This window comes from Sphingobium sp. BYY-5 (assembly GCF_022758885.1).
Taxonomy (GTDB): Bacteria; Pseudomonadota; Alphaproteobacteria; order Sphingomonadales; family Sphingomonadaceae; genus Sphingobium.
Genome location: NZ_JALEBH010000001.1, coordinates 710,316 through 734,788, shown reverse-complemented (window position 1 = coordinate 734,788; position 24,473 = coordinate 710,316). Strand labels below are relative to the sequence as shown.

Here is a 24,473-nt window from a genome sequence, read left to right as displayed (position 1 = left end):
CTGTTCGTGCTGGAGGATCTAGCCCTCCACCATAAGCGATGCGTCTCCATTGGACAGCCGGAAATTCAATCCGGCCGATGCGCCTGCTCATGGGCGAGCAGCCAACGCTTGACCTCCAGCCCACCGGCAAAGCCGGTCAGCGCGCCATTGCTGCCCACCACCCGGTGACAGGGCGCAACAATCGAAAGCGGATTGCGGCCATTGGCGGCGCCAACCGCACGAACCGCGGACGGACGGCCGATGGCGCGTGCAATGTCCGCATAGCTGCACGTTTCGCCGAACGGAATGTCGAGCAAAGCCGTCCAGACGCTACGCTGGAAATCAGTGCCCCGCGGATCGAGCGGCAGGTCGAACCGGCTGCGCAGCCCGGCAAAATAGGCGGTGAGCTGAGCCTGCGCTTCGACAAGCACGGGATGGTCCGGTCGTTCTTCCATGCGCCCCAGCCGGACCCGCGACGGGTTATCGTCCGGCCAGAGAATGGCCACCAGCCCCATATCGCTCGCCACCAGCGGAAGCGCACCCACGGGGGACTGGAAGATTATCTGGGCAAGGCTCATGTCGGTCTCCATCATTACCGCGCCGGTTTAACGCGGAACGATGGCCACCGCTTCCCTCTCCTTGCGTTCAAAGCGACGGCCTATTTAAGGCCGCCACCCATTGCCCGGTACAGTTCCACCAGATTACTCGCCCGCGTCAACCGCGTCGCCAGCAGGCTCTGTTCGGCCGTATAGAGCGAACGCTGCGAATCCAGCGTGGTCAGGAAGGGATCGACACCCGCACGGAAGCGCGCTTCCGACAAGGTATAGGCAACGCGGGCGGCATCGCGCAGCGACGTCTGCGCTTCCAATTGCTGCCCCATCGTACCCCTGCGGGCGAGCGCATCAGCGACCTCCCGGAAGCCCGTCTGGACGCTCATCTCATAAGTGGCGAGCATGGCGTCATAGGTCGCCCTGGCGTAGCGGAGATTGGCCTTGTTCTTGCCGAAATCGAAGATCGGTAAGTTGGCCGACGGCGCCACCGACCAGAAATCGGTCCCCGACCCGAACAGGTTGGACAGGCCCAGGCTGGTCGCACCGAAAGCGGCGGTCAGCGATATCTTCGGAAAGAAGGCCGCCCGCGCCGCGCCGATATTCGCATTGGCGCCGCGTAGCTGATGTTCGGCCGACGCAATGTCAGGCCGGCGCAGCAACACATCCGACGCGATGTCCGCGGGCAGATTATCGATCGTCGCACTGCCATCCGGAAAAGCCTGCGGCAGGTCGTCCGAGGGGACGGTGGTGCCCGCAAGCAGGTTCAGCGCATTCTGATCCTGCGCCACCAGCGTGGTGGCATTGGCAATATCCGATCGCGCCTGGTCATAGCTGGTCTGGGCCTGCCGCACCTCCAGTTCGGAGGCGACTCCCCTGTCGAAACGCGCCCTGGTCAGTTCGAGCGTCTTGCCGAACGCCTTCTCCAGGTCGCGGGCGATGCGCAACCGTTCCTGGTCCGCCGCCATGCTGAGCCATGCATTGGCCGTTTCGGCGATCAACGATGTCTGCGCCGCGTTGCGGTTTTCCACGCTGGCGAAATATTGCTCCTGCGACGCCTTGGTCAGGTTGCGCACCCGGCCGAACAGGTCGATTTCCCATGCGGAAATGCCGAGCTGCGCCTGATAGACATCGGTGTTGAGCCGCTGGTCCTGACCGAACTGGACCAGGGGCTGCTCGGAATAGGTCGCCGTACCGGTGGCGCCGACCGTGGGGAGAAGGTCGGCACGCTGCACCCGATATTGCGCCCGCGCCTGCGCCACATTCGCCACTGCCAGGCGAAGGTCGCGATTATTGGCAAGCGCGGTTTCGATCACCCGCGCCAGACGGGCATCGGTGAAGAAATCGCGCCAGCCGGTATCCGCCGGCACGATCGCTCCCTGCGCGCCATCGGCGGCATAGGCCTCTCCCTGCGGGCTGGCGGCGGGCACCGGCAGCTCCGGCCGGACATATTTGGGCGCCATGTCGCAGGCGGCCAGCGCCAGAGAGAGGGTGACGGCGCCCAGCGCTTTGATGTTGCGCATGTTGTTCAAGCCTCCTGCGGCGCGTCGGGCGTTGCCGTATCGTCTGCCGCTTCATGGTTCTTATGTTCGCGGAACAGCCGCTTCACGACGGTGAAGAAGACGGGGACGAAGAAGACCGCCAGCACCGTCGCCGACAACATGCCGCCGACCACTGCCCAACCGATCGCATTCTGACCGCCTGCACCTGCGCCGGTCGACACCGCCAGCGGCAGCACGCCGAAGATGAAGGCGAAGCTGGTCATCAGGATCGGCCGCAAACGCAGCTTGCCCGCCTCCAGCGCCGCCCTTGCCGGCGGCAAGCCCTCGCGCATCTTCTCTTCGGCGAATTCGACGATCAGGATCGCGTTCTTCGCCGACACGCCGATGGTCGTGATAAGGCCCACCTGCAGATAGATGTCGTTGTTCAGCCCCGCCAGGGTGGCGGCAATCACCGCGCCGAGCACACCCAGCGGCACCACCAGCATGACCGCGATCGGCACCGACCAGCTTTCATAGAGCGCCGCTAGGCAGAGGAACACGATCAGCATCGAGAGCGCATAGACATAGGGCGCCTGACCACCGGACGTCTGCTCCTCATAGGAGATGCCGTTCCAGCTATAGCCGACACCCGCCGGCAGCTTGGCGGCAAACTCCTCCATCGCCTTCATCGCGGTGCCGCTCGCCACGCCGGGAGCGGGTGCGCCCTGGATGTTCATCGAAGGCACGCCGTTGAAACGTTCCAGACGCGCCGGCCCCTGTATCCATTCGGTCGTGGAGAAGGCGGAAAGTGGCGCCATGGCGCCGCTGCTGCCGCGCACATGGAAGGCGCCGATTGCATCGGGCGATGTACGGAACGGCGCATCCGCCTGCACATAGACCCGCTTCACACGATCGCGATCGATGAAGTCGTTGATGTAGGAACCGCCCAGATTGGTGCTGATCGTGTCGTTGACATCGGATTGGGCGATGCCCAGCGCACCGGCCGCCGCCTGATCGACGTTCAGCTTGAGTTGCGCTGTATCCTCTAGCCCGTTGGGACGGACCTGCGCCAGGCGCTTGTCGGTCATCGCCATTCCGAGCAGTTGGTTGCGCGCTTCCAGCAGCTTTTCATGACCGAGATTGGCCTGATCGAGCAGTTGGAAATCGAAACCGGACGCATTGCCCAGTTCCTGCACCGCCGGCGGGACGAAGGCGAAGGCCATGCCCGCCGAAATCTTCTGGAAGGCCATGTTGGCGCGGAGGGCGATGGCCGGCACCCTGTTGTCCGCGCCCTTGCGGTCGGCCCAGTCCTTGGTGCGGGCGAACACGATGCCCACATTCTGCCCCTGACCCACGAAGCCGAAGCCCGATACGGTGAAGACCGCGGAGATATTCTTCTTCTCATCGACCAGGAAATGATCGCGCATCTTGGTCAGCGCGCGTTCGGTTTCTTCCAATGTGCTCCCGGCCGGCAGCGACACCTGGCTGATAATAATGCCCTGATCCTCGTCCGGCAGGAAGCCGCTGGGCAGGCGCAGGAAGATGAAGGCCATGCCGATCGCGATCAGGCCATAGGCCAGCATTGTCCGGCCCCAGCGACGCTCGATCTTCTCGACACCCTCGCCATAGCGGACCACGCCCTTGTCAAAAGTCCGGTTGAACCAGTCGAAGAAGCGGCCGAACACCGAACCGATTGGCCCGGACCAGCTATGTCCGTGCGCAGCGGGTTTCAGAATCGTGGCGCACAAGGCCGGTGTCAGGATCAACGCCACCAGCACCGACAGGATCATCGAGGAGACGATCGTGATGGAGAATTGGCGGAAGATGACGCCCGTCGATCCACCGAAGAAAGCCATCGGCAGGAACACCGCCGACAGGACAAGGCCGATGCCGATCAGCGCGCCGCTGATCTCGTCCATCGATTTCCTCGCCGCTTCCTTGGGACTGAGGCCCTCGGTCTGGATCAGGCGTTCGACATTCTCCACGACGACGATCGCGTCATCGACCAGCAGACCGATCGCCAGCACCATGCCGAACAGAGTCAGCGTGTTGATGGTGAAACCGGCCACACTCAGGACAGCCAGCGCGCCAAGCAGCACCACCGGCACCGCGATGGTGGGGATCAGCGTTGCGCGCCAGTTCTGCAGGAACAGGAACATGACGACAAAAACCAGCAGCACCGCTTCAAACAGGGTATGGATGACCTGTTCGACCGACAGCCTGACGAAGGTCGAATTGTCGACCGGGAAGTCATATTTCACCCAGTTTGGGAAATTCTTCGACAATTGATCGACACGGCTCTTCACCGCCTCGACAGTGTCGAGCGCATTCGCGCCGGGCGCCAGCTTGATGGCGAAGCCGGACGCCGGATGGCCATTGAACTTCACGCCGAAACCATAATTTTCGGCGCCCAGTTCGACCCGTCCGACATCGGAAAGCAGAACGACCGAACCGTCGCTGTTGCTGCGCAGGCGGATGTTACGAAATTCCTCCGGCGTACGCAGGCGCGACTGGGCCGTGACGGTGGCGTTGAGCGCCTGCCCCTTGGGCGAGGGCGCGCCGCCGATCTGACCGGCCGAAACCTGCGCGTTCTGTGCCGAGATCGCCAGTTTGACGTCACCCGTGGTGACGCCAAGATTGGCCATCTTATAGGGGTCGAGCCAGATGCGCATCGCATATTGCGAGCCGAACAACTGGGTATCGCCCACACCAGTCACGCGGCTGAGCGGGTCCTGGAGGCTGGACGCGATGAAGTCGCTGGCATCTTCCTGATCGTGAATGCCATCATCGGCATAGACGGCCATGATGAGCAGGAAGCTGGAAGTCGACTTGCTGACGCGCAGGCCCTGCTGCTGCACTTCCTGCGGCAGCAAAGGCGTGGCCTGCGCCAGCTTGTTCTGCACCTGCACCTGCGCGATGTCGGGGTCGGTGCCCTGCTCGAAGGTCAGGGTGATGTTAAGCGTTCCCGAACCATCGCTGGTCGACGAGAAATAGCGCAGATTATCGATGCCCTTGAGCTGCTGCTCGATGATCTGCGTGGTGGTGTTTTCCAGAGTCTGGGCGTTGGCGCCGGGATAGGTTGCCTGGATCGTCACCGCAGGCGGGGCGATCTCCGGAAACTGCGCGACCGGTAGGGTCCGGATCGCGAGCAGACCCGCAAGCATGATGACGATGGCAAGGACCCATGCGAAAATGGGCCGATCGATAAAATAGCGGGCCATGGCTTAGTTCGCTCCACCCTGGGCACCATGCGCACCATCCGGGGCGCCACCCTGGGTGGCGGTGACTTGCTGTGGCGCGCCGGGCTTCACCACCGTGCCGGGACGCAGATTGACAAGCCCTTCGACGATCAGCCTGTCTCCGGCCTTCAGGCCGCTGGTGACGATCCACTTGTCGCCGATCGCGCGGTCTACCTCGACCTGGCGCATCTCTACTTTATTGTCCTTGCCGACAACCATGGCGGTCGCCCGGCCGCGCGGATCGCGGCTGATGCCCTGCTGCGGCGCCAGGATCGCCTGGGTCCGCTGGCCTTCGACCAGCTTGGCACGCACATACATGCCCGGCAGGAGCAGCCCGTCGGGATTGGGGAAAGTCGCGCGCAACGTCACGGCGCCGGAAGTCTGGTCAACCGTCACCTCGGAAAATTGCAGGCGGCCCTCAATCGGATAGGTGCTGCCATTGGGCAGCAGCAACTGGATGCGTGCCCCGTCTCCTCCACTCACCCCGCCATTCTTAATCGCCTGCTTGAGGTCGATGACCTGCGCCGCGGACTGGGTCACGTCGACGTAAACGGTGTCGGTGCGCTGGATCGTCGCCAAAGCATCGGCCTGCCCCGCCTGAACCAGCGCGCCGGGCGTGAAGAGCGAGCGGCCGATCCGGCCCGAAATAGGGGCGCTGATACGAGTGAAATTCTGATTCACCTGCGCCGCCTGCACCGCACCACGCTGCGCCGCAACATCAGCACGGGCCTGCTGCGCCGACGCAACGGCATTATCATAGTCCTGTCGGCTGACAGCGTTCATCCCCACAAGGTCTTTGTAGCGCTGCGCCTGCAAGCTGGTCGAAGCGATCGCCGCATTGGCGCGCGCCAGGGAGCCTTGCGCCTGTGCAAGTGCAGCACGATAGGGCGCATCATCGATTTCATAGAGGGTCTGTCCGGCACGGACATACCCCCCTTCGGCAAACAGGCGACGGCGAATGACGCCGCTGATTTGCGGCCGGACTTCCGCGGTTTCGACCGCCGCGATGCGGCCCGGAAGCTCGTTGAGCAGCGGCGCCGACTCGGTTTTCAACGTCACCACGCCCACGGCTGGAGGCGGTGGCGCAGGCGGCTGGCTTTCGCCGCACGCGCTCAGCGCCAAGGCCGACGCGCACGTCAGCAATCCGGTGAAAATCCCCTTTTGCATCGCCTGAATTCCGTTTCGATTTGAATCAAATGGACGGAATGAACGTTCATTCCGCTTGCTCGGGACGTAGGATCATGCCACAGAATATTCAAGGCGCAAAAAAAGCCAAGGGGTAGAAAATGGTTGCAGCGCAACAAAAAAACGACGGCCGAATTCGCATATTGGCCACCGCGCGTGACCTTTTCGCTACAAAGGGTTTCCACCAGACCTCGATGGCGCATCTCGCCGCCGCTGCGCAGGTTTCGGTGGGGCAGATTTATCGCCTGTTCAAGGACAAGGAGGATATTATCGAGGCCATAGTCCGGACCGACGCCGATGACTGGACAACCCACATGGCCGCGCTACGATCCCAATTGGACGCGGGCCAGATCAGCATCGAGCAGACATTTGAACAGATACTGCTTCACGGCGCCGGCAGTGAAAAGGACGAGGCATTGTCCTTCGACATATTGGCCGAGTCATTTCGCAATGAAGTCGTTGGAAAAACGATCGGCGATCTATGTATTGGCTTTCGCGCCTATGTGCGTGATTTCGCCTGCACCGCCAATCCCTACCTCTCCGGCGAAGCGCTTGAAGCTGCGGAAGAATTGATTCTCGCCAGCATGTTCGGTTTTGGGCATCGCACCCTGTCGCGACCGAAATTGACCGCCGAATGCGCCGCCAGGCGCGCTGCACAGATGATCGTCGCAGGCCTCAAGGCCGTTGATTGACGGGCCTTATCCCAACCGCTGATACGCGGCCACCGTTTCGGTGGCACAGCGATCCCAGCTATAGTCACCGGCCACACCCAGTCCCTTTTCCACCGCCGCCTGCCGCCACGACGCATCGAGCAGCGCCTGCTCCAATCGGCGCGAAAAATCGCTTACGTCTTCGGGTTGCACCAGCATTGCGGCGCCACCAGTGACTTCAGGCAGGCAGGAAGCATTGGCCACCACCACCGGCACACCGCTCGCCATCGCTTCCACAGGCGGCAGGCCGAACCCTTCATAGACGGACGGATAGACGAACAGCGCCGCCCCCGCATATAGTGGCGGCAGGTCTTCCTCCGGCACGAAGCCGAGATAGCGGACCCACCCCTGCCGAGCGCCCTTGTCCATAAGATCGCGCACGGCTTCGCTGAGCCACCCCGCCCCGCCCGTCACCATCAGCGGCCAGCGATTACGCACCGCAGGCGGCAGATTTTCCCAGGCATGAAGCAATTCGGTGATACGCTTGCGTGGTTCCACGGTGGATACGCACAGAGCGTAACCCTGGGGAACCAGATTATAGCGCGCGAGCGTAGGGGCCACCTCATCGGCCGAGCGCGGATGAAAGGCCGGGCTTGCCGCCAGCGGAACGGCAGTGACCTTCGCCATGTCGAACCCCAGAAAATCCGCCACTTCCGTGCGCGTCGTCTCGCTATCGGTGATGATATGGCCAGCCCTGTCGACCGACAGGCGGAAATAGCGTTCGAACTGGCGCAGCCGGTCGGCCGGATGGGTTTCGGGAAAGCGAAAGATGGAGAGATCGTGGACGGTGATGACGCCACCGGCCGCAGCGGCGGGCAGGAAATAATTGGGACCGTGGAACATATGCCCCCGCATGACCACAGCGTCACGCAACCGCAGCGCCCATTTGTTCCGCTTGCGTAACCAGCGTAACTGCTTGTTGCCCCAGAGCGGAATGCCAGCGGGATCCAGCAACAGGGCCGGATCGGCGATCCACTCGCCGTTTCGATAATAGCGGACGTTGTGCACGTCCTCGATGAACGGAAGACGCTGCGCCAGTTCCCAGCTATAGCGCCCAATGCCCGACAGCCGGGGCTCAAGCGCCTCGACAGACAATATGACCCGCAGGCTCATCGCACCCCGTCCGTCATTCGTCTTTGTCTCCGCCCTGTGTAAAGCGGCGGGTAGCGTTCCCCCCGCCGACTGGGCAAGCGAAAAGACACTGCCATGGCTTATTTCGCCGCAACACCCTCCGGCAGGACGATCGCCGACCAGCTCTTGCCCGGCACCAGATATTTTGTGGCCAACGCCTGCAGATCCGCCGGTGTCACGCTCAGCATATCCTTGGACATATTCTGCATCGCCTGAACATAGCGGGGATCGTGCGTCGCTCCCTCCATCTGGTTCATCCAGAAGGCGTTGCCAGTGCTCGCGCGCATCAGCAACTGCTGCATCGGCGCGACCGCGCGTTGCAGTTCATCCGCGCTGACCGGGTTTTTCACCAGGTCCGCCGCCGTGCTCTTCACCACATCATAGAAATAGGCGATCCGGTCAGGCCGGACCTGACTGGTGACAAGGATGTAGCCGCCGCTGTCATAGGAGAAAGGCCAGTTATTCTGGACGCTGGGCGAATAGGCCGCGCCTTCGGTGGACCGCAGCTTGTCGAACAAGCGATCGTTGAAGATCTGGGTCAGGATTTCGAGCTGCCGACCTACCTTCTGCAAGGCAAAGCCGCCCGATGTCGGCCAGGCCAGGACGGCGGCGGCCTGATCCTTGTCCCCCTTGTGCCGCAGGATGACGGGCGCTTCTACATGGGCGGGGAAGCGCATGACCTTGTTGACGGCAGGCACCGGAACGTCGGGACGCGCGGGCAGCGCGCCGAAGGTCGCCGCCACCGCGCTGATCGCGTCCGCCGCCTGGACCTGGCCGAAAATCTGGATCTCGATCGGCCCGGACGCCAGCACCGGTTCCCAGGTCGCCCGGAACGCCTGCGGCGTCAACGCCTCGATCTCCGGGCGCGATGGCGTACGGAAACGGACGTCCTTGTCGTGCAGCAGCCAGTTTAGGTCGCGCCCCAGCACGGCGTCGGGCGATTGCGACATGGCGTCATAGGCGACGATCGCGCCCGTCTTCACCCGACTGATCGGCGCAGGGTCCCAGCCGGGCGCGGCCAGCTTTGCCGCGAACAACCGCAATTGATCCTTATAGTCCGCCGGGCGCGTGATCGCCTGCAATTCAAACGCATCGTCATCGATACCAAAATCCAGGCCCATGCGCCGGCCGATGGTCAATTCGTCCAGTTCGCGCTGCCCCAACTTGCCTATGCCGCTCGCCACCAGCGCATAGTCTCCCGCCCAGCTTGCCACGGGCCTGGTGGGCGAAAAATCCTGCTGGCCATGACCGAAACGCACGTTGATGCGGACCTTTTCCGGCTCCACATCATTGGCGAACAGGGTCAATTTGACTCCATTGGAGAAGCTGATCGTCTCCATGCCCGGCAGGCCGACCGGCGCGCGCGATACCACCGTGCCTGGCGCACCCAGCTTAGGTAGGTCGTCCATCGTCACCGGCTTGTCCGCCAGACGCGCGTTGGTCGCCGCCTTCACCGGCGCGGCGACGGCAGCCGCCAGCTTCGCATCGACGCCCGGCTCGACCTTCCCGGTCACGAGCAGAGCGCGAAACACGCCGGCCGAAAAGAGACGCCGGGTCGATTCCAATATCTTGGTCGGCGTCATGGCCGGCTTGCCCGCACGGAAGATATCGACCGCCGCCTGCGGGCTGACCGTCGTTTCGCGAATGTCGACCGCGCTGACCAGATCGCTCGCCTGCTTGGCGCCGGCCTCGGTCGGCGCATTTTCGACCTGGATGGCGAGCGCCATATCCATCTGCGCATATTCGCGGTCGATTTCCGCCTGGCTGGGCGGCGTGGCCTTGGCGTCCTCCACGATGGCGCGCACATCGGCCAGCGCCTTTTCCCAATTATCGCCGCTGGGGATGATGGTCAGGAAGGTGCCGTCGGCCGATCGGCTGACATCCTGCTGATCCGCGCTGGCCTGGAGGAAGCTGCCGCCCGCACGCGCGGCCTGTTCGAAACGGCGGCTGATGATCTGGAGCGCCAGCACATCGGTCAGCTTGTCCTGGTTGTAGACGATGGTATCCGCATGGGGCGTCCACGGCCGTAGCCAGGCCATGGTCAGTCCAATGGGAGCACCGGGTTCCACCAGCACGCGCGTCGCGGGCGATTTTGGATCGGGCGCGCCGAAATCGGGGATCGCCGCACCCTTGCCCGGCACCGTCCAACTGGCGAAATCATCCTTGATGATCTGCTCGGCAAGCGCCGGATCGATATCGCCCGAAATGGCGATCACGGTATTTTCGGGACGATACCAGCGCTGATGGAAAGCCTCCAGCTTTGCCGCCGTCGCCGCGTTCAGCGTCGCGACCGTGCCGATCGGCGCATGTTCCGCCAATGGTTGACCGGCGAAGAAATGCTGGCGGCTGGCGTCGGAGATGCGGCTTTGCGGCCCGTCGCTTTCGCGCTTTTCGGCCAGCACCACCGCACGCTCGGCATCGACCGAGCTGTCGACGATATTGGGGTCCGTCATCATGCCGGCCAATATCTTCATGCTTTCGCCCAGCGTGGCCGGCGTCGCCTGCGGCAGATCTAGCGCATAGGTCGTGCCGGTGGGCGTCGTCTGCGCATTGCTGTCGCTGCCGAAGGTGACGCCCAGCCGCTGCCAGATACGCTTGGATTCGCCATCGGGAACATGGCGGGAGCCGCGCATGGAGAGATGCTCCATATAATGCGCATAGCCCTGCTCATCTTCCCGCTCCATCAGCGATCCGGCATCGATCCGCAGCCGGACCGACACCTGCCCCGGCGGCACGCCATTGCGGCGGATGGCATAGCGCAAACCGTTGGGCAGCGTGCCGAAACGCCACGCCGTATCGATCGGCACATCGCTATTCTCGTAGAGCCAGGGCCTTACCTGCGCCTGGTTCGCGCCCGCCGCCGACACGGCGACCGGCTCGGTCCTCGCGGCCAGCGGCAGCGGGGAACCCGACAGGAGCAGGGCAAGAATGATGGACGAAGCGGCCGGACGGCGGAAAGAAAAATGCATAGGCGCAGGAGCCTAACGGCATTTTCCTGAATGGCCACTGACAAAGATGGTCATGGGGCGCGATAGCCCCAAAGCCCTCATGCGTATCGGGCGCAATCGAGAAACGCTTCTCGATTGCGCCCGTACATTAATCAGCGCGGCGCGCCGGTGCGCTGCACGGCGCCCTTGTGCGCACCCACGCCACCACGGCGCCGGCGGCGGCCCGGCGCCGCCTTGCCCGCTCCGTCGCCTTCACCGCGATGCGCCCTGTCGGGTGCGCCGCGCTGCGACTTTTGCTGATCCTGGTAGCGGCGCTGCCCATCGGCGCGCTTGGCCTGCTGCGCCGGGGACTGGCTCGGCCCTTTGCGCGGCGCGGCAGGCTTGGGAAGGTTGCGGACGGCTTCCAGGAAATTCTCCGGCAGCGGCTCGATCTCCAGCTTCACGCGAGTCGCCTTCTCGATGGCCTTCAGATAAGGCCGCTCGTCATCCGCCACGAAGCTGATCGCGACGCCCTCCGCCCCGGCGCGCGCGGTGCGGCCGATGCGGTGGACATATTGCTCCGGCACGTTCGGGATTTCGAAGTTGATGACGTGGGACACGCCCGACACATCAATGCCGCGCGCAGCGATGTCGGTCGCGACCAGCAGCTTCACCTTGCCCTGGCGGAATGCCTGGAGCGCGGTAGTGCGCTGACCCTGGCTCTTGTTGCCGTGAATGGCGAAGGCGTCGATGCCCGCCCCTTCCAGAAACCGCACGACGCGATCGGCACCATGCTTGGTCCGGGTGAAGATCAGCGCGCGGTCGATATCCTCATTCTTCAGCACAATATGCAGCAGCGCCTGCTTTTCCGCCTGGTTGACGAAGGTCGCCTGCTGGCGCACGCGCTCGGCCGTGGTCGATTGCGGCGCGACGCTGACCTTGATCGGGTCGTTCAGAAACTGCCCGGCCAGCGCCTCGATCTCTTTCGGCATGGTGGCCGAGAAGAACAGGTTCTGGCGCTGCTGCGGCAGCAGCTTGGCGATGCGGCGCAGCGGATGGATGAAGCCCATGTCCATCATCTGGTCGGCTTCGTCGAGGACGAAGATTTCCGTATCGCGAATGGTGAAGGCGCGCTGGTCGATCAGGTCGAGCAGGCGGCCCGGCGTGGCGACGACGATGTCGACGCCGGCCGACAGGGCACGGATCTGCTTGTTGATCGGCACGCCGCCGAACACGGTTTCGACCGACAGCTTCATGAAGCGGCCATAGTCGCGGAAGCTCTGCGCAATCTGCGCCGCGAGTTCGCGCGTGGGCGACAGCACCAGCATCCGGCAGCCCTTGGCCGGCGTAACCTTCGGATTGCGCGCAAAATAATCAAGGCTGGGCAGCGCGAAGGCAGCGGTCTTGCCGGTGCCGGTCTGGGCGATGCCGCACAGGTCGCGTCCTTCCAGCAGAACGGGGATCGCCTTCTGCTGGATCGGCGTCGGGGTGGCGTAATTTTTGGCGGCGAGCGCCTTCAAAATGGGCTCGGAGAGACCAAGTTCATTGAATTGCATATAAAAAACTCACAAGTCGGCCATGGCGCCAACTTGCTCTGCGGACGCAGGAAGGGCGCGAGGCGGGTTACGAAACGACCCGCGTGAAAAGGGAAGCCTCAAGCTTGACGCAGACTGTCATTGGCCGGTCCGTGGTCCTTTGGCGGCTGGTTCAGCTACCAAGGTTGCGGACGATCACGCTGCCAATCGCTATGGGGCCATCACGGCCCATCTGCTGCGTTGCGGCGCATATGATGCAGATGCACGCAAAAAGCAAGCGGCCATCCCGGCAACATGATTTGGGCCTCTCCTCCCGCAAGTTCCGTTCCCGCCTTGATCTTGGCCGCGCCAATCGCCACATGGACGCCATGCTGATCGAAACCGAACTGACGCCCAATCCGGCGACCATCAAATTCCTCCCCGGCCGCGCGGTCATGGGAACGGGCACGCGCGATTTCGCAACGCCGGAGGAAGCCGAAGCCTCCCCACTCGCGGACGCGCTGTTCGGCCTGGGCGATGTGACCGGCGTGTTTTTCGGCAGCGACTTCATATCGGTGACGATCGCGCCCGGCGCGGAATGGTCCGACGTCAAGCCCGACATACTCGCCACCTTGCTGGAGCATTTTTCCGCCAACATGCCGCTCTTCGCCCCCGGCAGCGCGGCAGGCATCAGCGTCCCGACCGAGGATGAAGATTTCGCCGACGATCCGGAGGATGCCGAGATTGTCGAGCAGATCCGTGAACTTATCGACACCCGCGTCCGCCCGGCGGTCGCCAATGACGGTGGCGACATCATCTATCGCGGTTTCGACAAGGGCACCGTCTACCTCAAGATGCAGGGCGCCTGTTCGGGCTGCCCATCCTCGACCGCCACGCTTAAGAACGGCATCGAGCAGCTACTCAAACATTATGTCCCCGAAGTCACCGAAGTACGCGCGGTCTGAACCGCGTCTTCGATTTGGCAAATCCGGACGGATCGACTAACCGCTAGGCGAATCCGCATTTTGCGGCCGCTTGAGGGAGTCTTGCTTGCGCCTGCTGGTGATCGACACTGCGACACAGGCCCTGTCCGTGGCGCTGCTGGATGACGGCGCGCCGATCGGCCGATTTCACGACATTGTCGGGCGCGGCCATGCCGAAGCCCTGTTGCCCGCCATCGCCGCGCTCCCCGACGGCGGGCGCGCCGACGCCATCGCGGTCGATGTCGGCCCAGGCAGCTTTACCGGCGTGCGCATCGGCATCGCCGCCGCCCGCGCGCTTGCTCTCGCCTGGAACATCCCCCTCCATGGCTACAGCGCCCCGTCCCTGATCGCCGCCCGCGCGGCGCAACTGCATCGGCAAGAGCCGCTGATAATCGCCATCACAGGCGGACATGGCGAACTTTTCTGGCAGAGCTTTGCCGCCGACGGCCTTTCGGCTACCAGCGCAGTCGCCTCGACCCCGATCGCCGACCTCGCCCGGCAGATCGAAGCCCGGACCATATTCGGAACAGGCGCCGAAGCATTAGTCACGACGCGCGGCCATGGGACGGCCCTGACCCTTTACCCTGACGCGAGCGATTATCCCCTAATAGCGCACCTCCCCCCGTTGCGGCCGACACCAATCTACGGCCGCGGAGCCGATGCGAAGACCATGGCGGAGCGCGCCGCTTCATGATCCCCAATCTTCATCTCGACATTTACGAAGACACGGATCGCAACGCACTGGCCGATACGATGGAGGTCATGAGCGCAGCCTTCGATCCCGTCTTTGGCGAGGCCTGGACGCTGCCGCAATTGGCCGGCGTCATGATGATGCCCGGCACCTGGCTGACGATTGCACGCCTGGACGCGACCCCGCTCGGCTTCGCCCTCGTCCGGTCGGTGCTGGACGAATGCGAGTTGCTGCTGCTGGCTGTCGCCCCGCTCTGGCGGGGACGTGGCATCGGCGAAACGCTGTTACGTAACAGCTTCATTACAGCGCGCCGCAAGGGCATCATATCGATGAATCTTGAAGTACGGGCCAGTAACAATGCTATTCATCTGTATGAGAAATCCGGCTTCGAATATGTCCACCGTCGCCCTGGTTACTATCGCGGTAATGATGGTCAACTATATGACGCGCTAAGTTTTCGCATAGATATAGGAATGTGACAGATTCAGGTCTTGCGAAATCACGCAACAAGGTCTAGCGATGCGCCACCGCTCCTGAAACATGCATTCCTCGGGCGGGTCGCACCATAATAAAGCCTTGTAGGAAACGTGAAAATGGAAACCGAATCAGCTCAGAGCGAACTGCTCATTACTTTGACCTCGGATATTGTCGCTGCGCATGTGTCCAACAACAGTGTTGCTGTTTCGGACGTGTCTTCGCTGATCCACAATGTTCACACAGCCCTGGCCGCGCTGAACCAGCCAGTCGCCGTTCCGGAAGTAAAGCCGGAACCCGCAGTTTCGGTTCGCTCTTCGATCAAGCCGGATTTCATCATCTGCCTGGAAGACGGTAAGAAGCTGAAGATGCTGAAGCGGCACCTGATGACCCATTATCAGATGACGCCGGACGATTATCGCGCCAAGTGGGGCTTGCCCGCCGATTATCCGATGGTCGCCCCCAATTATGCCGAACAGCGTCGCAGCCTGGCCAAGAAAATCGGTCTGGGCACCAAGCGCCGCCGGCCTCGTGGTAAATAATCGACCACATTGACTGAAAGTCTATCACGGAAAGGGGCGCGTCGCTGATGCGCCCCTTTCCTGTTTGGGGAAAAGTCGCTAGGCTTTGCTCGACTTTTCGCAAGAAGCCATTAAGCGAGCCTGCATGAACCGCAAAATCGACGTCGAAGCCCTCTGCCACGAGAAAGGGTTGCGCATTACCGAACAGCGCCGGGTGATCGCCCAGGTGTTGAGCGACGCTACTGACCATCCCGATGTTGAGGAATTGCACAAGCGCGCCGCCGCGATCGATCCCGGTATCTCGATCGCGACGGTCTACCGCACCGTGCGCCTGTTCGAGGAAGCGGGCATATTGGAACGCCATGATTTCGGCGACGGCCGCGCCCGTTACGAAGCAGCACCTGAGTCGCACCACGATCATCTGATCGATGTCGAGACGGGCAATGTGATCGAATTCGTTGATCCGGAACTGGAACAACTGCAAAAACTGATCGCCGAAAAGCTCGGTTTCCGCTTGGTCGACCATCGCATGGAACTTTACGGCGTCGCGCTCGACCGCAAGAACTGATCGACCTTGGCCGGTGCCCGTCGCCTGTTGCGGATCGGTGCGCTGGCCGGCAGCCTGCTGGTCTGCCTGATCCCCCATCTATGCTGGCGGCTGGTGCGCCGCCCTTCCCCATGGCCGCGCCGCTTCCTGGCGCTTGCCGCACGATCAGTCGGCGCGCGCGTGCGAACAGAAGGACGCACGCCGCGCGGCGACATGTTCCTGCTAGCCAATCATGTAAGCTGGATTGACATATTGGCGCTGGGCGGCGCGACAGGTGCCGCCTTCGTTTCCAAGGACGATGTGGCGCGCTGGCCAGTCATCGGCTGGTTGGCGGCCCAGAACAACACCTTGTTCGTCTCACGCGAAAAGCGGGGCGCACTGACGGTGCAGCTTGAAGCGCTGCGCGCCGCCCTGTCGGGGCATCAGCCCGTCGCCCTCTTCCCAGAGGGGACCACCGGCGATGGACACTCGCTCCTGCCGTTCAAGCCGTCGCTGCTGTCGGTCCTGCTGCCTCCGCCCCGCGCGATGATGATCCAGCCGGTGCATATCGATTATGGCGCAGCCTGCGACGACATTGCCTGGCAGGGCGATGAAGCCGCCGGCGCCAATGCCCGGCGCGTGCTGGGCCGTCAGGGCGTGGTGAATGTCACGCTGCGCTTCCTGGAGCCGTTCGACCCCACCACCTGCGCTGATCGCAAGGCCATCGCCGCCATCGCGCACGAACGGATCGCGCAAAGCATGGCCAGGCACGATATCGCCACCCATCAGCGCCCTTCCGCTTCGGCGTTGCCCCCTGTATAGCTGGACAGCATGAATCGTAACGACGCCCAAAAGACTCCAGCGACTTTCCACGTCAAATCCTTCGGCTGCCAGATGAACGTCTATGATGGCGAGCGCATGGCCGAGATGCTGGGCACGCGCGGCATGACCCCTGCTGCGGAGGGCGCGGAGGCCGATCTGGTCATCCTCAACACCTGCCACATCCGCGAAAAGGCGGTGGACAAGGTCTATTCGGACATTGGCCGCCTGACCCGCGAGGACGGCACCCGCCCGATGATCGCCGTCGCCGGCTGCGTCGCCCAGGCCGAAGGCGGCGAGATCCAGCGCCGCGCACGCAATGTCGACATCGTCGTCGGCCCGCAGGCCTATCACCGCCTGCCCGACCTGATCGACAAGGCCGGGCGCGGCGAGGAGGCGGTCGACACCGACATGCCGCTGGCGTCGAAGTTCGGCGCCCTGCCCGCCCGTACCAGGCAGGCGCGGCCCACCGCCTTCCTCACCATCATGGAAGGCTGCGACAAATTCTGCACCTATTGCGTGGTGCCCTATACGCGCGGCGCGGAAATCAGCCGTTCATGGAGCGCGATCCTGGACGAGGCGAAGGCGCTGGTCGATGGCGGCGTGCGGGAAATCACGCTGCTGGGTCAGAATGTCAACGCCTGGACCGGCGAGGATGACAAGGGCCGCACGCAGGGCATGGACGGCCTCGCCCGCGAACTGGCGAAAATTTCGGACCTCAAGCGCATCCGCTACACCACCAGCCATCCCAACGACATGAGCGACGGCCTGATCGCCGCCCATGGCGACGAACCCAAGCTGATGCCCTTCCTCCATCTGCCGGTGCAGTCGGGCAATGACCGAATCCTCAAGGCCATGAACCGCAGCCACAGCGTCGACAGCTATCTGCGCATCATCGAACGGGTGCGGGAAGCGCGGCCGGACATCGCCCTGTCCGGCGACTTCATCGTCGGCTTCCCCGGTGAGAGCGACGCCGAGTTCGAAGATACTTTGAAGATCGTCGACCAAGTGCGTTATGCGCAATGCTACAGCTTCAAATATAGCCCGCGCCCCGGCACTCCCGCCGCCGACATGGATCACCAGATCCCGGCCGAGGTCATGGACGAACGGCTCGCCCGTCTCCAGGCTCTCATCAACCAGCATCAGGTGACGTTCAACGCCGCCACCGTCGGCCGCACCACCGACATTCTGCTTGAGCGCAAGGGCCGTCACCCCGGCCAGCTCATCGGCAAGTCGCCCTGGCTCCAGTCGGTCGTCGTGACCGCGCCGGAACTGGCCATCGGCGATATGATCGACGTCGATATCATCAGCGCCGGCCCGAACAGCCTGGCCGGCGAACTCAGCAGGAGGAAAGCCGCTTGAACCTACTCAACGTCGTTCCCGCCCAGGTGGGAACCCATCTCCCGGCCTGTCCACCAGGCGCAACCGGCAAGAGATGGATACCCGCCCATGCGGGTGTGACTAAGGGAAAGGGAGGCTGCTGAATGTCGAAAAAACCCAATCAAAATCATCGCACCGAAACCGCCGAACGCGCGCGTCTGGAAGTCACCTTCGAACGGCCGCATCTGCTAGGTGCGCTGTTCGGCCAATATGACCAGAATCTCGTCGCGATCGAGAATCGCCTTGGCGTCTATATCGCCGCGCGCGGCAATAAGCTGCAGATCGAGGGCGATGCCGAAGCCGCCGCCCGCGCCCGCGACGTCATGACCGGCCTCTATAACCGTATCGTGGCGGGGCAGGAAATCGACTCCGGCGCGGTCGAGGCCGTCATCGCCATGTCGTCCGAACCGACGCTGGACGGCATCATCCGCACCGACGTGGCCGAACCCCCCAAGGTGATGATCCGCACGCGCAAGAAGACGATCGTCCCGCGCTCTGCGACGCAAGTCACCTATATGGAAGCGCTGAACCGCAACGACATCATCTTCGCGCTTGGCCCGGCAGGCACCGGCAAGACCTATCTGGCGGTCGCGCAGGCGGTGAGCCAGCTCATCACCGGCAGCGTCGATCGCCTGATCCTGTCCCGCCCGGCGGTGGAAGCGGGCGAGAAGCTGGGCTTTCTGCCCGGCGACATGAAGGAGAAGGTCGACCCCTATCTCCGCCCGATCTACGACGCGCTGCACGACACGCTGCCGGCCGAACAGGTCGAGCGGCGCATCGCGTCGGGTGAGATCGAGATCGCACCGCTGGCCTTCATGCGTGGCCGAACGCTGGCCAACGCCTTCATCGTGCTGGACGAGGCGCAGAACACCACCATCGCCCAGATGAAGATGTTCCTGACCCGCTTCGGCGAAGGCAGCCGCATGGTCATCTGCGGCGACCCCAAGCAGGTCGACTTGCCACAGCCGGGCATTTCGGGCCTGGCTGACGCCGTGGCACGGCTCGACGGCGTGGAGGGCATCGCCATGGTGCCCTTCGGCATTGGCGACGTCGTCCGCCACCCGGTCGTCGGCCGCATCGTCCAGGCCTATGAGGGGCCGGATGCTTGATAATCACACCGTTCGCACTGAGCGAAGTCGAAGTGCCATGCCGAGCGCAGCGAGGCGCCTTCGCTTCGCTCGGTGCGAACGGGACAAGGAATGATTGAATGATTGAAGTCGCCGTCCTCCATGAAGAAGGCTGGCCGGACATCGACTGGGAATTTCTCGCCCAGCGCGCCGTCAGCACCGCCATCGCGCACAGCCCCTATGCCGCCTTCGCCACGGACCAGACCCTTTATGAAGTCGCGGTCAAGCTGACCGACGATGAAGAGGTCCACAGCCTCAACCGCGCCTATCGCGACAAGGACAAGCCGACCAACGTCCTGTCCTTCCCCATGGTCCAGGACGACCTGCTCCAGGCCACCGCCAACACCGACGATGGCGAGGTGCTGCTGGGCGACATCGTGCTGGCGGAAGGCGTCTGTGCCGCGGAAGCCGCCGAAAAGGGCATATCGGTCGCCGATCACGCCACGCATCTGATCGTCCACGGGACTTTTCATTTGCTTGGATATGACCATATGGACGACAATGAGGCCGAAACGATGGAAGCGCTGGAGATTGCGGCGCTCGCCAGCATGGGCCTTGCCGATCCCTATGGGGATCGCACAACAGGGGATTAGGACTAAGATATGGCTGAAGGCAGCCCGAAGGACAGCGCCACTTCGAAAGAAGCGGACAGTAGCAACGAGGGTGGCCTATGGAGCGGCATAAAGTCGCTCCTGTTCGGCGATGGTGAGGAATCCAGCCTCCGCAAGGAACTGGAGGAAGCGCTCGACGAATATGACGAAGACGAGCAGGACGAGAATGGCGGTTCGCCAGCCAAGGGCGACCTGTCGGCGATAGAGCGCCAGATGGTCCGCAACCTGCTCCATTTTTCCGAACATACGGTCGACGACGTGGCGCTCCCCCGCGCCGATATCGTGGCGATCGAGGAGAAGGCGAGTTTCGCCGACCTCGCGGCGCTGTTTGCCGAGGCCGGGCATAGCCGCATCCCGGTCTATCGCGAAAATCTCGATACCATCGTCGGCATGATCCACATCCGCGACGCCTTCGCGATCCTCGCGGGCAAGTCGCCGGTGCCGGAAACGCTGGAACCGCTGATCCGCCAGCCGCTCTATGTCCCCGAAAGCATGGGGGCGCTCGACCTGCTGGCCGAAATGCGCGCCAAGCGCACCCATCTCGCCATCGTGCTGGACGAATATTCGGGCACCGAAGGCCTGCTCACCTTCGAGGATCTGGTCGAGGAAATCGTTGGCGAAGTCGAAGACGAACATGACGACGCGCCCGAAGCGATGCTGGTTCCGCTCGACGGCGGCCTGTGGGATGCCGACGCCCGCGCCGAACTGGACGATGTCGCCGAAGAGATCGACCGGAAGCTGGGCGATGTCGAGGAGGATGTGGACACGCTGGGCGGCCTCGCCTTCGTCCTCGCGGGCCGCGTGCCGGATCCGGGCGAAATTCTCGAACATGAGGAAAGCGGCTGGAAGCTCGAAATCCTCGCCAGCGACGGCCGCCGCGTCACCCGCCTGCGCCTGCATCCCCCGGTTAAGCGGGAAGAGGTGGAAGCATAGGCGCTCGCCCGGCAATTTTTCGATACTGTCGCGAAATATTAAGCCTGACTAGCGATACATCGTCATTGCAGGTTGCAGAGAGAATGACTCACCAAAATCGGCTGGTGGTTCCCCGGCCTTCGCCGGAGAACAGGTCTATATGAGTTCTCATCAACACATCCTGGTATAAGGTAAGCCGGGATCAGCCGCTGACGATGCGAAACGAACGACGATCGATACAGCAACATGGCGGCGCGGACATGCTGTTCGCCGCCCCGTGGAGTGCGTCCGAAAAGCTGTTGCTTGCCGTTATTTCTATCGCCACCTTCTTCTTCGTGATCGTGACGCCGCCGTTCCAGGCGCCGGATGAGAATCAGCATTATATGAAGGCGCTCTCGCTGATGCAGGGCCGGCTTCTGACCGAACGGCACGGCGACGCGATCGGCGCGGAACTACCCCGCGCCGCGCTGGACATTCATGCGGTCGATTTTCCGACAGACGTTCCGGCCACGCTCCGCCGCTTCGACCGCGCGCAACTGGCCCGCAGCGCCGCCGCCGATCACTCCCGCCCCGGAACCGCCTTCGCCGACTTCCCCAATGTCGCCAGTTACGCCCCCAGCCTCTATGCGCCGGGCGCGGCCGGTCTGTCGCTCGGCAAGGCACTCAGCCTGCCGTGGATCGACGCCTTCTATGTCGGGCGGCTGGTCAATGCGCTGACCGGCCTGCTGCTGCTGATCGCCGCGCTACGCCTGTTGCCCTTCGGCCGCAATGCCATGCTGGCCACGGCCTTGCTGCCAACCTTCGCCTATCAGACCGGTTCCTTGTCCCCCGACGCCGTCATCAACGGCCTTGGATTTCTCGGCCTCGCGCTGGCGCTGCGCACCGGCTTCATGGGCGCGACGCCCGCGCGCTCGACTGCTTTGCTCGTCGCCGGCCCGCTGCTGGCGCTGTGCAAGGGCGTCTATCTGCCGCTGATGGCTGCAGGACTACGCTGGCGGCAGCATCGCCATGACCCGCGGCCGGGGCTGATGCTGGGCGCCATGGCCCTGGGCGCGATCGCTTTCATCGGCTGGATGCACTATTCCGGCGGCAGTCAGGCGCTTTACCATATCCAGTCGCGCAAGACCGGCGCGACAATGATGACCGCATCGCTGCACGACCAGCTCGCCATCATCCTGCGCGATCCCCTCGCCTATGGCCGTATTCTTGCCAGCAGCATGATCGAGCGAGCACCGGTCTATGCGCTCCAGATCGTCGGCCGCTTCGGCTGGAATGCCATCCTGCTGCCGCTGCTCGCTTATCCGCTTGCCGTTCTGATGCTGGGCGCGGGCGTGGCGAGCGGCGCGGGCGCACGCTTCGGCATCGGCCAGCGGCTCTGGTGGCTGGCGGTCGCAGTCGGGGTCGCGCTGCTGATCGAAACCGCCATGTATCTCACCGGCACGCCGCTCGGCGCCGACTATATCCAGGGGACACAGGGCCGCTATTTCCTGCCAGTGCTGCCCCTGATCCTGCTCGCGCTGTCGCCGGATCGGCCACTACGTGGTGCGCCGCGCCTCTTCGCCCTCACGGCTATCGCGTTATTGCTGATCGCCGCCGCGACCCTGTTCGACAGTTTCTGGGTCCATGGCTTCGTCACCAGCGACGGGATGCCGCCGCACCGGAGCATCGGCCGCGCCCTGCTGCTCCCCTCCCCGCGCTGGTAGCCAGACGCGGCATAGCAAGAGCCAGCCAACCCCCTCGATCCATCCGGCGGTCACGTCACTCGGCCAATGCACGCCCAGCCAGACCCGGCTGACCCCGATCAGCGCGATCATCAAGGCCGCAAGGACATATCCTGCTCGCCAAGCGACCAGCATCGCGACAAGCCCGAAGAACATCATGTTCCCCGCCGCATGACCGCTGGGGAAGCTGTAGCTGTGGACGATATCGAGATGCGGCAGAAGGTCCGGCCGTGGCGCCGCAAAAACCTGCTTCAGCGCGAGGTTGAGGATAGTGCCGCCCGCCATCGCGAGCGTCAGCCACAACATCGCCCCACGCCTGCCGGCCCATAGCAACCAGGCGAGAGCGATCCCCAAAAATGCTATTCGCCCCGCCGTCCCGCCAAGGACCGAGGCGATCCGCATGACCGGCGTGATCGCCTGCCCAGCGGCGCTCTCCCGCGCCTGCCCCACCCGCGTCATCAACCCGACATTCAGCCCGTCGAGCCACCCCGTCCGCTGCGCCAGCGCGATGCCCAGAACACAGAAAAGCGCGAGAGCCAAAGCCCCCGCGCCTTTCTGCCATGTCCAGCGATCAGATATGAAGCGCGCGTCCATAAGCGGCCAGTACGCTTTCGTGCATCGATTCCGAAATGGTCGGATGCGGGAAGATCGTCTGCGTCAATTCCGCCTCGGTCGTCTCCAGCGTCTTGCCGATGGTATAGCCCTGGATCATCTCGGTCACTTCCGCGCCGATCATGTGCGCGCCCAGCAATTCGCCGGTCTTGGCGTCGAACACGGTCTTGGTGAAGCCTTCCGCCTCACCCAGCGCGATCGCCTTGCCATTGCCGATGAAGGGAAACATGCCGACCTTCACCTCGTAACCGGCTTCCTTGGCCTTCGCCTCGGTCAGGCCGACCGACGCGATCTGCGGGTGGCAATAGGTGCAGCCCGGAATGTTGCGTACGTCCATGGCATGGGGATGGACATCCTTGTTGCCCAGCGCCTGCGCGATCGCCTCGACGGTGATGACACCCTCATGGCTCGCCTTGTGCGCCAGCCATGGCGGCGCAGTCACGTCGCCGATCGCCCAGATGCCCTCGACATTGGTGCGGCCATAGGGGTCGGTCTTGATATGATAGCGTTGATCCGGCTCCACGCCGACATCTTCCAGGCCGATATTCTCGACATTGGGGACGATGCCGATGGCGACGATCACATGGCTATATTCGCCCGCGATATCCTTGCCGTCCTTGTCCTTGATCGTCGCGGTCACGCCCTTGTCGGTCGCGGCGATCTTCTCGATCTTCGCGCTAGTCAGCACGGTCATGCCCTGCTTCTTGACGGCCTTTTCAAGGAAAGCGGACACGTCCGCATCCTCGACCGGTACGATCCGGTCCATCATCTCGACCACAGTCACGTCAGCGCCCATGTCGTTGTAGAAGCTGGCGAATTCGATACCGATCGCGCCCGAACCGATGACCAGCAGCTTGGTCGGCATTTCCGGCGGTGTCATGGCATGGCGATAGGTCCAGACGCGCTTGCCGTCGGCCTTGAGCTGCGGCAGGTCGCGGGCGCGGGCGCCGGTCGCGATGATGATGTGCTTGGCGGTCAGTTCCTCGACCTTGCCGTCCTTGGTGACGCTCAGCTTGCCTTTCGCGACCAGCTTGCCGTCGCCCATATGGACGGTGATCTTGTTCTTCTTCATCAGGTGGGTAACGCCCTGATTAAGCTGCTTGGCGACGCCGCGCGAACGCTTCACCACAGCCTCGATATCGGCGCTGATCTTTTCGGCGACCAGGCCATAATCCTTGGCGTGCTGCATATAATGATAGATTTCGGCCGACCGCAGCAGCGCCTTGGTCGGGATGCAGCCCCAGTTAAGGCAGATGCCGCCCAGATTCTCGCGCTCGACGATGGCGGTCTTCAGGCCCAGTTGGGCCGCGCGGATCGCGGCGACATAACCGCCAGGGCCGGAGCCCAGAACGATGAGATCGTAATTCTCAGCCATGCTTAGT

General features: G+C 63.3%; 20 protein-coding genes and 1 pseudogene. 12 read left to right on the top strand and 9 right to left on the bottom strand.

Going from position 1 to position 24,473, the window contains the following annotated elements; all coding sequences use genetic code 11:
* Positions 1-65 precede the first annotated feature (65 nt).
* The 4 genes from MOK15_RS03590 to MOK15_RS03575 form a co-directional block, all read right to left on the bottom strand.
* Positions 66-557: a methylated-DNA--[protein]-cysteine S-methyltransferase gene (locus MOK15_RS03590; RefSeq protein WP_242930354.1), complete on the bottom strand. Its 492-nt coding sequence runs from the start codon at positions 555-557 to the stop codon at positions 66-68.
* Between the two features lie 80 nt (positions 558-637).
* Positions 638-2,050: an efflux transporter outer membrane subunit gene (locus tag MOK15_RS03585; protein ID WP_242930353.1), complete on the bottom strand. Its 1,413-nt coding sequence runs from the start codon at positions 2,048-2,050 to the stop codon at positions 638-640.
* A 5-nt stretch (positions 2,051-2,055) separates the two neighbouring features.
* Complete coding sequence (locus tag MOK15_RS03580; protein WP_242930352.1) at positions 2,056-5,229, bottom strand: efflux RND transporter permease subunit; 3,174 nt, start codon at positions 5,227-5,229, stop codon at positions 2,056-2,058.
* A gap of 3 nt (positions 5,230-5,232) precedes the next feature.
* Positions 5,233-6,414: an efflux RND transporter periplasmic adaptor subunit gene (locus MOK15_RS03575; protein ID WP_242930351.1), complete on the bottom strand. Its 1,182-nt coding sequence runs from the start codon at positions 6,412-6,414 to the stop codon at positions 5,233-5,235.
* Positions 6,415-6,533: 119 nt separating this feature from the next.
* On the opposite strand from MOK15_RS03575, the gene MOK15_RS03570 reads away from it, so the two are divergent.
* On the top strand, positions 6,534-7,124 hold the full coding sequence (locus MOK15_RS03570) for a TetR/AcrR family transcriptional regulator (RefSeq protein WP_242930350.1): 591 nt from the start codon (positions 6,534-6,536) through the stop codon (positions 7,122-7,124).
* A gap of 6 nt (positions 7,125-7,130) precedes the next feature.
* Here the strand turns inward: MOK15_RS03570 and MOK15_RS03565 are convergent, their stop codons facing one another.
* From MOK15_RS03565 to MOK15_RS03555, 3 genes are all read right to left on the bottom strand, one after another.
* Positions 7,131-8,255, bottom strand: coding sequence for a glycosyltransferase family 1 protein (locus tag MOK15_RS03565; protein WP_242930349.1), 1,125 nt, complete (start codon positions 8,253-8,255; stop codon positions 7,131-7,133).
* Positions 8,256-8,353: 98 nt separating this feature from the next.
* The gene (locus MOK15_RS03560; protein ID WP_242930348.1) at positions 8,354-11,242 is read right to left on the bottom strand and encodes a M16 family metallopeptidase; all 2,889 of its coding nucleotides are present in this window, start codon (positions 11,240-11,242) and stop codon (positions 8,354-8,356) included.
* A gap of 131 nt (positions 11,243-11,373) precedes the next feature.
* Positions 11,374-12,756, bottom strand: coding sequence for a DEAD/DEAH box helicase (locus MOK15_RS03555; RefSeq protein WP_242930347.1), 1,383 nt, complete (start codon positions 12,754-12,756; stop codon positions 11,374-11,376).
* 347 nt (positions 12,757-13,103) lie between these two features.
* Between MOK15_RS03555 and MOK15_RS03550 the strand changes: the two genes are divergently transcribed.
* The 11 genes from MOK15_RS03550 to MOK15_RS03500 all read left to right on the top strand — a co-directional run bounded on the left by MOK15_RS03550 (position 13,104) and on the right by MOK15_RS03500 (position 22,461).
* The gene (locus tag MOK15_RS03550) at positions 13,104-13,679 is read left to right on the top strand and encodes a NifU family protein (RefSeq protein WP_242932615.1); all 576 of its coding nucleotides are present in this window, start codon (positions 13,104-13,106) and stop codon (positions 13,677-13,679) included.
* A gap of 85 nt (positions 13,680-13,764) precedes the next feature.
* Positions 13,765-14,391, top strand: a complete 627-nt coding sequence (gene tsaB, locus MOK15_RS03545) for a tRNA (adenosine(37)-N6)-threonylcarbamoyltransferase complex dimerization subunit type 1 TsaB (protein ID WP_242930346.1) — start codon at positions 13,765-13,767, stop codon at positions 14,389-14,391.
* Positions 14,388-14,867: a GNAT family N-acetyltransferase gene (locus tag MOK15_RS03540; RefSeq protein ID WP_242930345.1), complete on the top strand. Its 480-nt coding sequence runs from the start codon at positions 14,388-14,390 to the stop codon at positions 14,865-14,867. Before tsaB ends, MOK15_RS03540 begins: the two co-directional genes overlap by 4 nt.
* 114 nt (positions 14,868-14,981) lie before the next feature.
* Positions 14,982-15,404 (top strand): MucR family transcriptional regulator, encoded by a 423-nt coding sequence (locus MOK15_RS03535; RefSeq protein ID WP_242930344.1) that lies wholly within the window; start codon positions 14,982-14,984, stop codon positions 15,402-15,404.
* Positions 15,405-15,528: 124 nt separating this feature from the next.
* Positions 15,529-15,951: a Fur family transcriptional regulator gene (locus MOK15_RS03530; protein WP_242930343.1), complete on the top strand. Its 423-nt coding sequence runs from the start codon at positions 15,529-15,531 to the stop codon at positions 15,949-15,951.
* Between the two features lie 6 nt (positions 15,952-15,957).
* Positions 15,958-16,731: a lysophospholipid acyltransferase family protein gene (locus MOK15_RS03525; protein ID WP_242930342.1), complete on the top strand. Its 774-nt coding sequence runs from the start codon at positions 15,958-15,960 to the stop codon at positions 16,729-16,731.
* 9 nt (positions 16,732-16,740) lie between these two features.
* On the top strand, positions 16,741-18,090 hold the full coding sequence (gene miaB / locus MOK15_RS03520; protein ID WP_242930341.1) for a tRNA (N6-isopentenyl adenosine(37)-C2)-methylthiotransferase MiaB: 1,350 nt from the start codon (positions 16,741-16,743) through the stop codon (positions 18,088-18,090).
* A gap of 122 nt (positions 18,091-18,212) precedes the next feature.
* Positions 18,213-19,217, top strand: coding sequence for a PhoH family protein (locus tag MOK15_RS03515; RefSeq protein ID WP_242930340.1), 1,005 nt, complete (start codon positions 18,213-18,215; stop codon positions 19,215-19,217).
* 98 nt (positions 19,218-19,315) lie between these two features.
* A complete protein-coding gene (gene ybeY / locus MOK15_RS03510; protein ID WP_242930339.1) occupies positions 19,316-19,828 on the top strand; it encodes an rRNA maturation RNase YbeY in 513 nt (170 codons plus the stop codon).
* 9 nt (positions 19,829-19,837) lie between these two features.
* Positions 19,838-20,779, top strand: a complete 942-nt coding sequence (locus MOK15_RS03505) for a hemolysin family protein (RefSeq protein WP_242930338.1) — start codon at positions 19,838-19,840, stop codon at positions 20,777-20,779.
* 194 nt (positions 20,780-20,973) lie between these two features.
* The gene (locus MOK15_RS03500; RefSeq protein ID WP_242930337.1) at positions 20,974-22,461 is read left to right on the top strand and encodes a DUF2142 domain-containing protein; all 1,488 of its coding nucleotides are present in this window, start codon (positions 20,974-20,976) and stop codon (positions 22,459-22,461) included.
* Between the two features lie 51 nt (positions 22,462-22,512).
* Here the strand turns inward: MOK15_RS03500 and MOK15_RS21980 are convergent.
* Together MOK15_RS21980 and lpdA are read right to left on the bottom strand one after the other, a co-directional pair.
* A pseudogene (locus tag MOK15_RS21980) lies at positions 22,513-22,764 on the bottom strand (phosphatase PAP2 family protein); the annotation flags it as partial.
* A gap of 286 nt (positions 22,765-23,050) precedes the next feature.
* A complete protein-coding gene (gene lpdA, locus MOK15_RS03490) occupies positions 23,051-24,466 on the bottom strand; it encodes a dihydrolipoyl dehydrogenase (protein WP_242930336.1) in 1,416 nt (471 codons plus the stop codon).
* Between the last annotated feature and the right edge of the window lie 7 nt (positions 24,467-24,473).

Coding starts and splice junctions, on each gene's coding strand:
- MOK15_RS03590 (WP_242930354.1), bottom strand. CDS start 557: ATGAGCCTTGCCCAGATAATCTTCCAGTCCCCCGTGGGTGCGCTTCCG.
- MOK15_RS03585 (WP_242930353.1), bottom strand. CDS start 2,050: ATGCGCAACATCAAAGCGCTGGGCGCCGTCACCCTCTCTCTGGCGCTG.
- MOK15_RS03580 (WP_242930352.1), bottom strand. CDS start 5,229: ATGGCCCGCTATTTTATCGATCGGCCCATTTTCGCATGGGTCCTTGCC.
- MOK15_RS03575 (WP_242930351.1), bottom strand. CDS start 6,414: ATGCAAAAGGGGATTTTCACCGGATTGCTGACGTGCGCGTCGGCCTTG.
- MOK15_RS03570 (WP_242930350.1), top strand. CDS start 6,534: ATGGTTGCAGCGCAACAAAAAAACGACGGCCGAATTCGCATATTGGCC.
- MOK15_RS03565 (WP_242930349.1), bottom strand. CDS start 8,255: ATGAGCCTGCGGGTCATATTGTCTGTCGAGGCGCTTGAGCCCCGGCTG.
- MOK15_RS03560 (WP_242930348.1), bottom strand. CDS start 11,242: ATGCATTTTTCTTTCCGCCGTCCGGCCGCTTCGTCCATCATTCTTGCC.
- MOK15_RS03555 (WP_242930347.1), bottom strand. CDS start 12,756: ATGCAATTCAATGAACTTGGTCTCTCCGAGCCCATTTTGAAGGCGCTC.
- MOK15_RS03550 (WP_242932615.1), top strand. CDS start 13,104: ATGCTGATCGAAACCGAACTGACGCCCAATCCGGCGACCATCAAATTC.
- MOK15_RS03540 (WP_242930345.1), top strand. CDS start 14,388: ATGATCCCCAATCTTCATCTCGACATTTACGAAGACACGGATCGCAAC.
- MOK15_RS03535 (WP_242930344.1), top strand. CDS start 14,982: ATGGAAACCGAATCAGCTCAGAGCGAACTGCTCATTACTTTGACCTCG.
- MOK15_RS03530 (WP_242930343.1), top strand. CDS start 15,529: ATGAACCGCAAAATCGACGTCGAAGCCCTCTGCCACGAGAAAGGGTTG.
- miaB (WP_242930341.1), top strand. CDS start 16,741: ATGAATCGTAACGACGCCCAAAAGACTCCAGCGACTTTCCACGTCAAA.
- MOK15_RS03515 (WP_242930340.1), top strand. CDS start 18,213: ATGTCGAAAAAACCCAATCAAAATCATCGCACCGAAACCGCCGAACGC.
- ybeY (WP_242930339.1), top strand. CDS start 19,316: ATGATTGAAGTCGCCGTCCTCCATGAAGAAGGCTGGCCGGACATCGAC.
- MOK15_RS03505 (WP_242930338.1), top strand. CDS start 19,838: ATGGCTGAAGGCAGCCCGAAGGACAGCGCCACTTCGAAAGAAGCGGAC.
- MOK15_RS03500 (WP_242930337.1), top strand. CDS start 20,974: ATGCGAAACGAACGACGATCGATACAGCAACATGGCGGCGCGGACATG.
- lpdA (WP_242930336.1), bottom strand. CDS start 24,466: ATGGCTGAGAATTACGATCTCATCGTTCTGGGCTCCGGCCCTGGCGGT.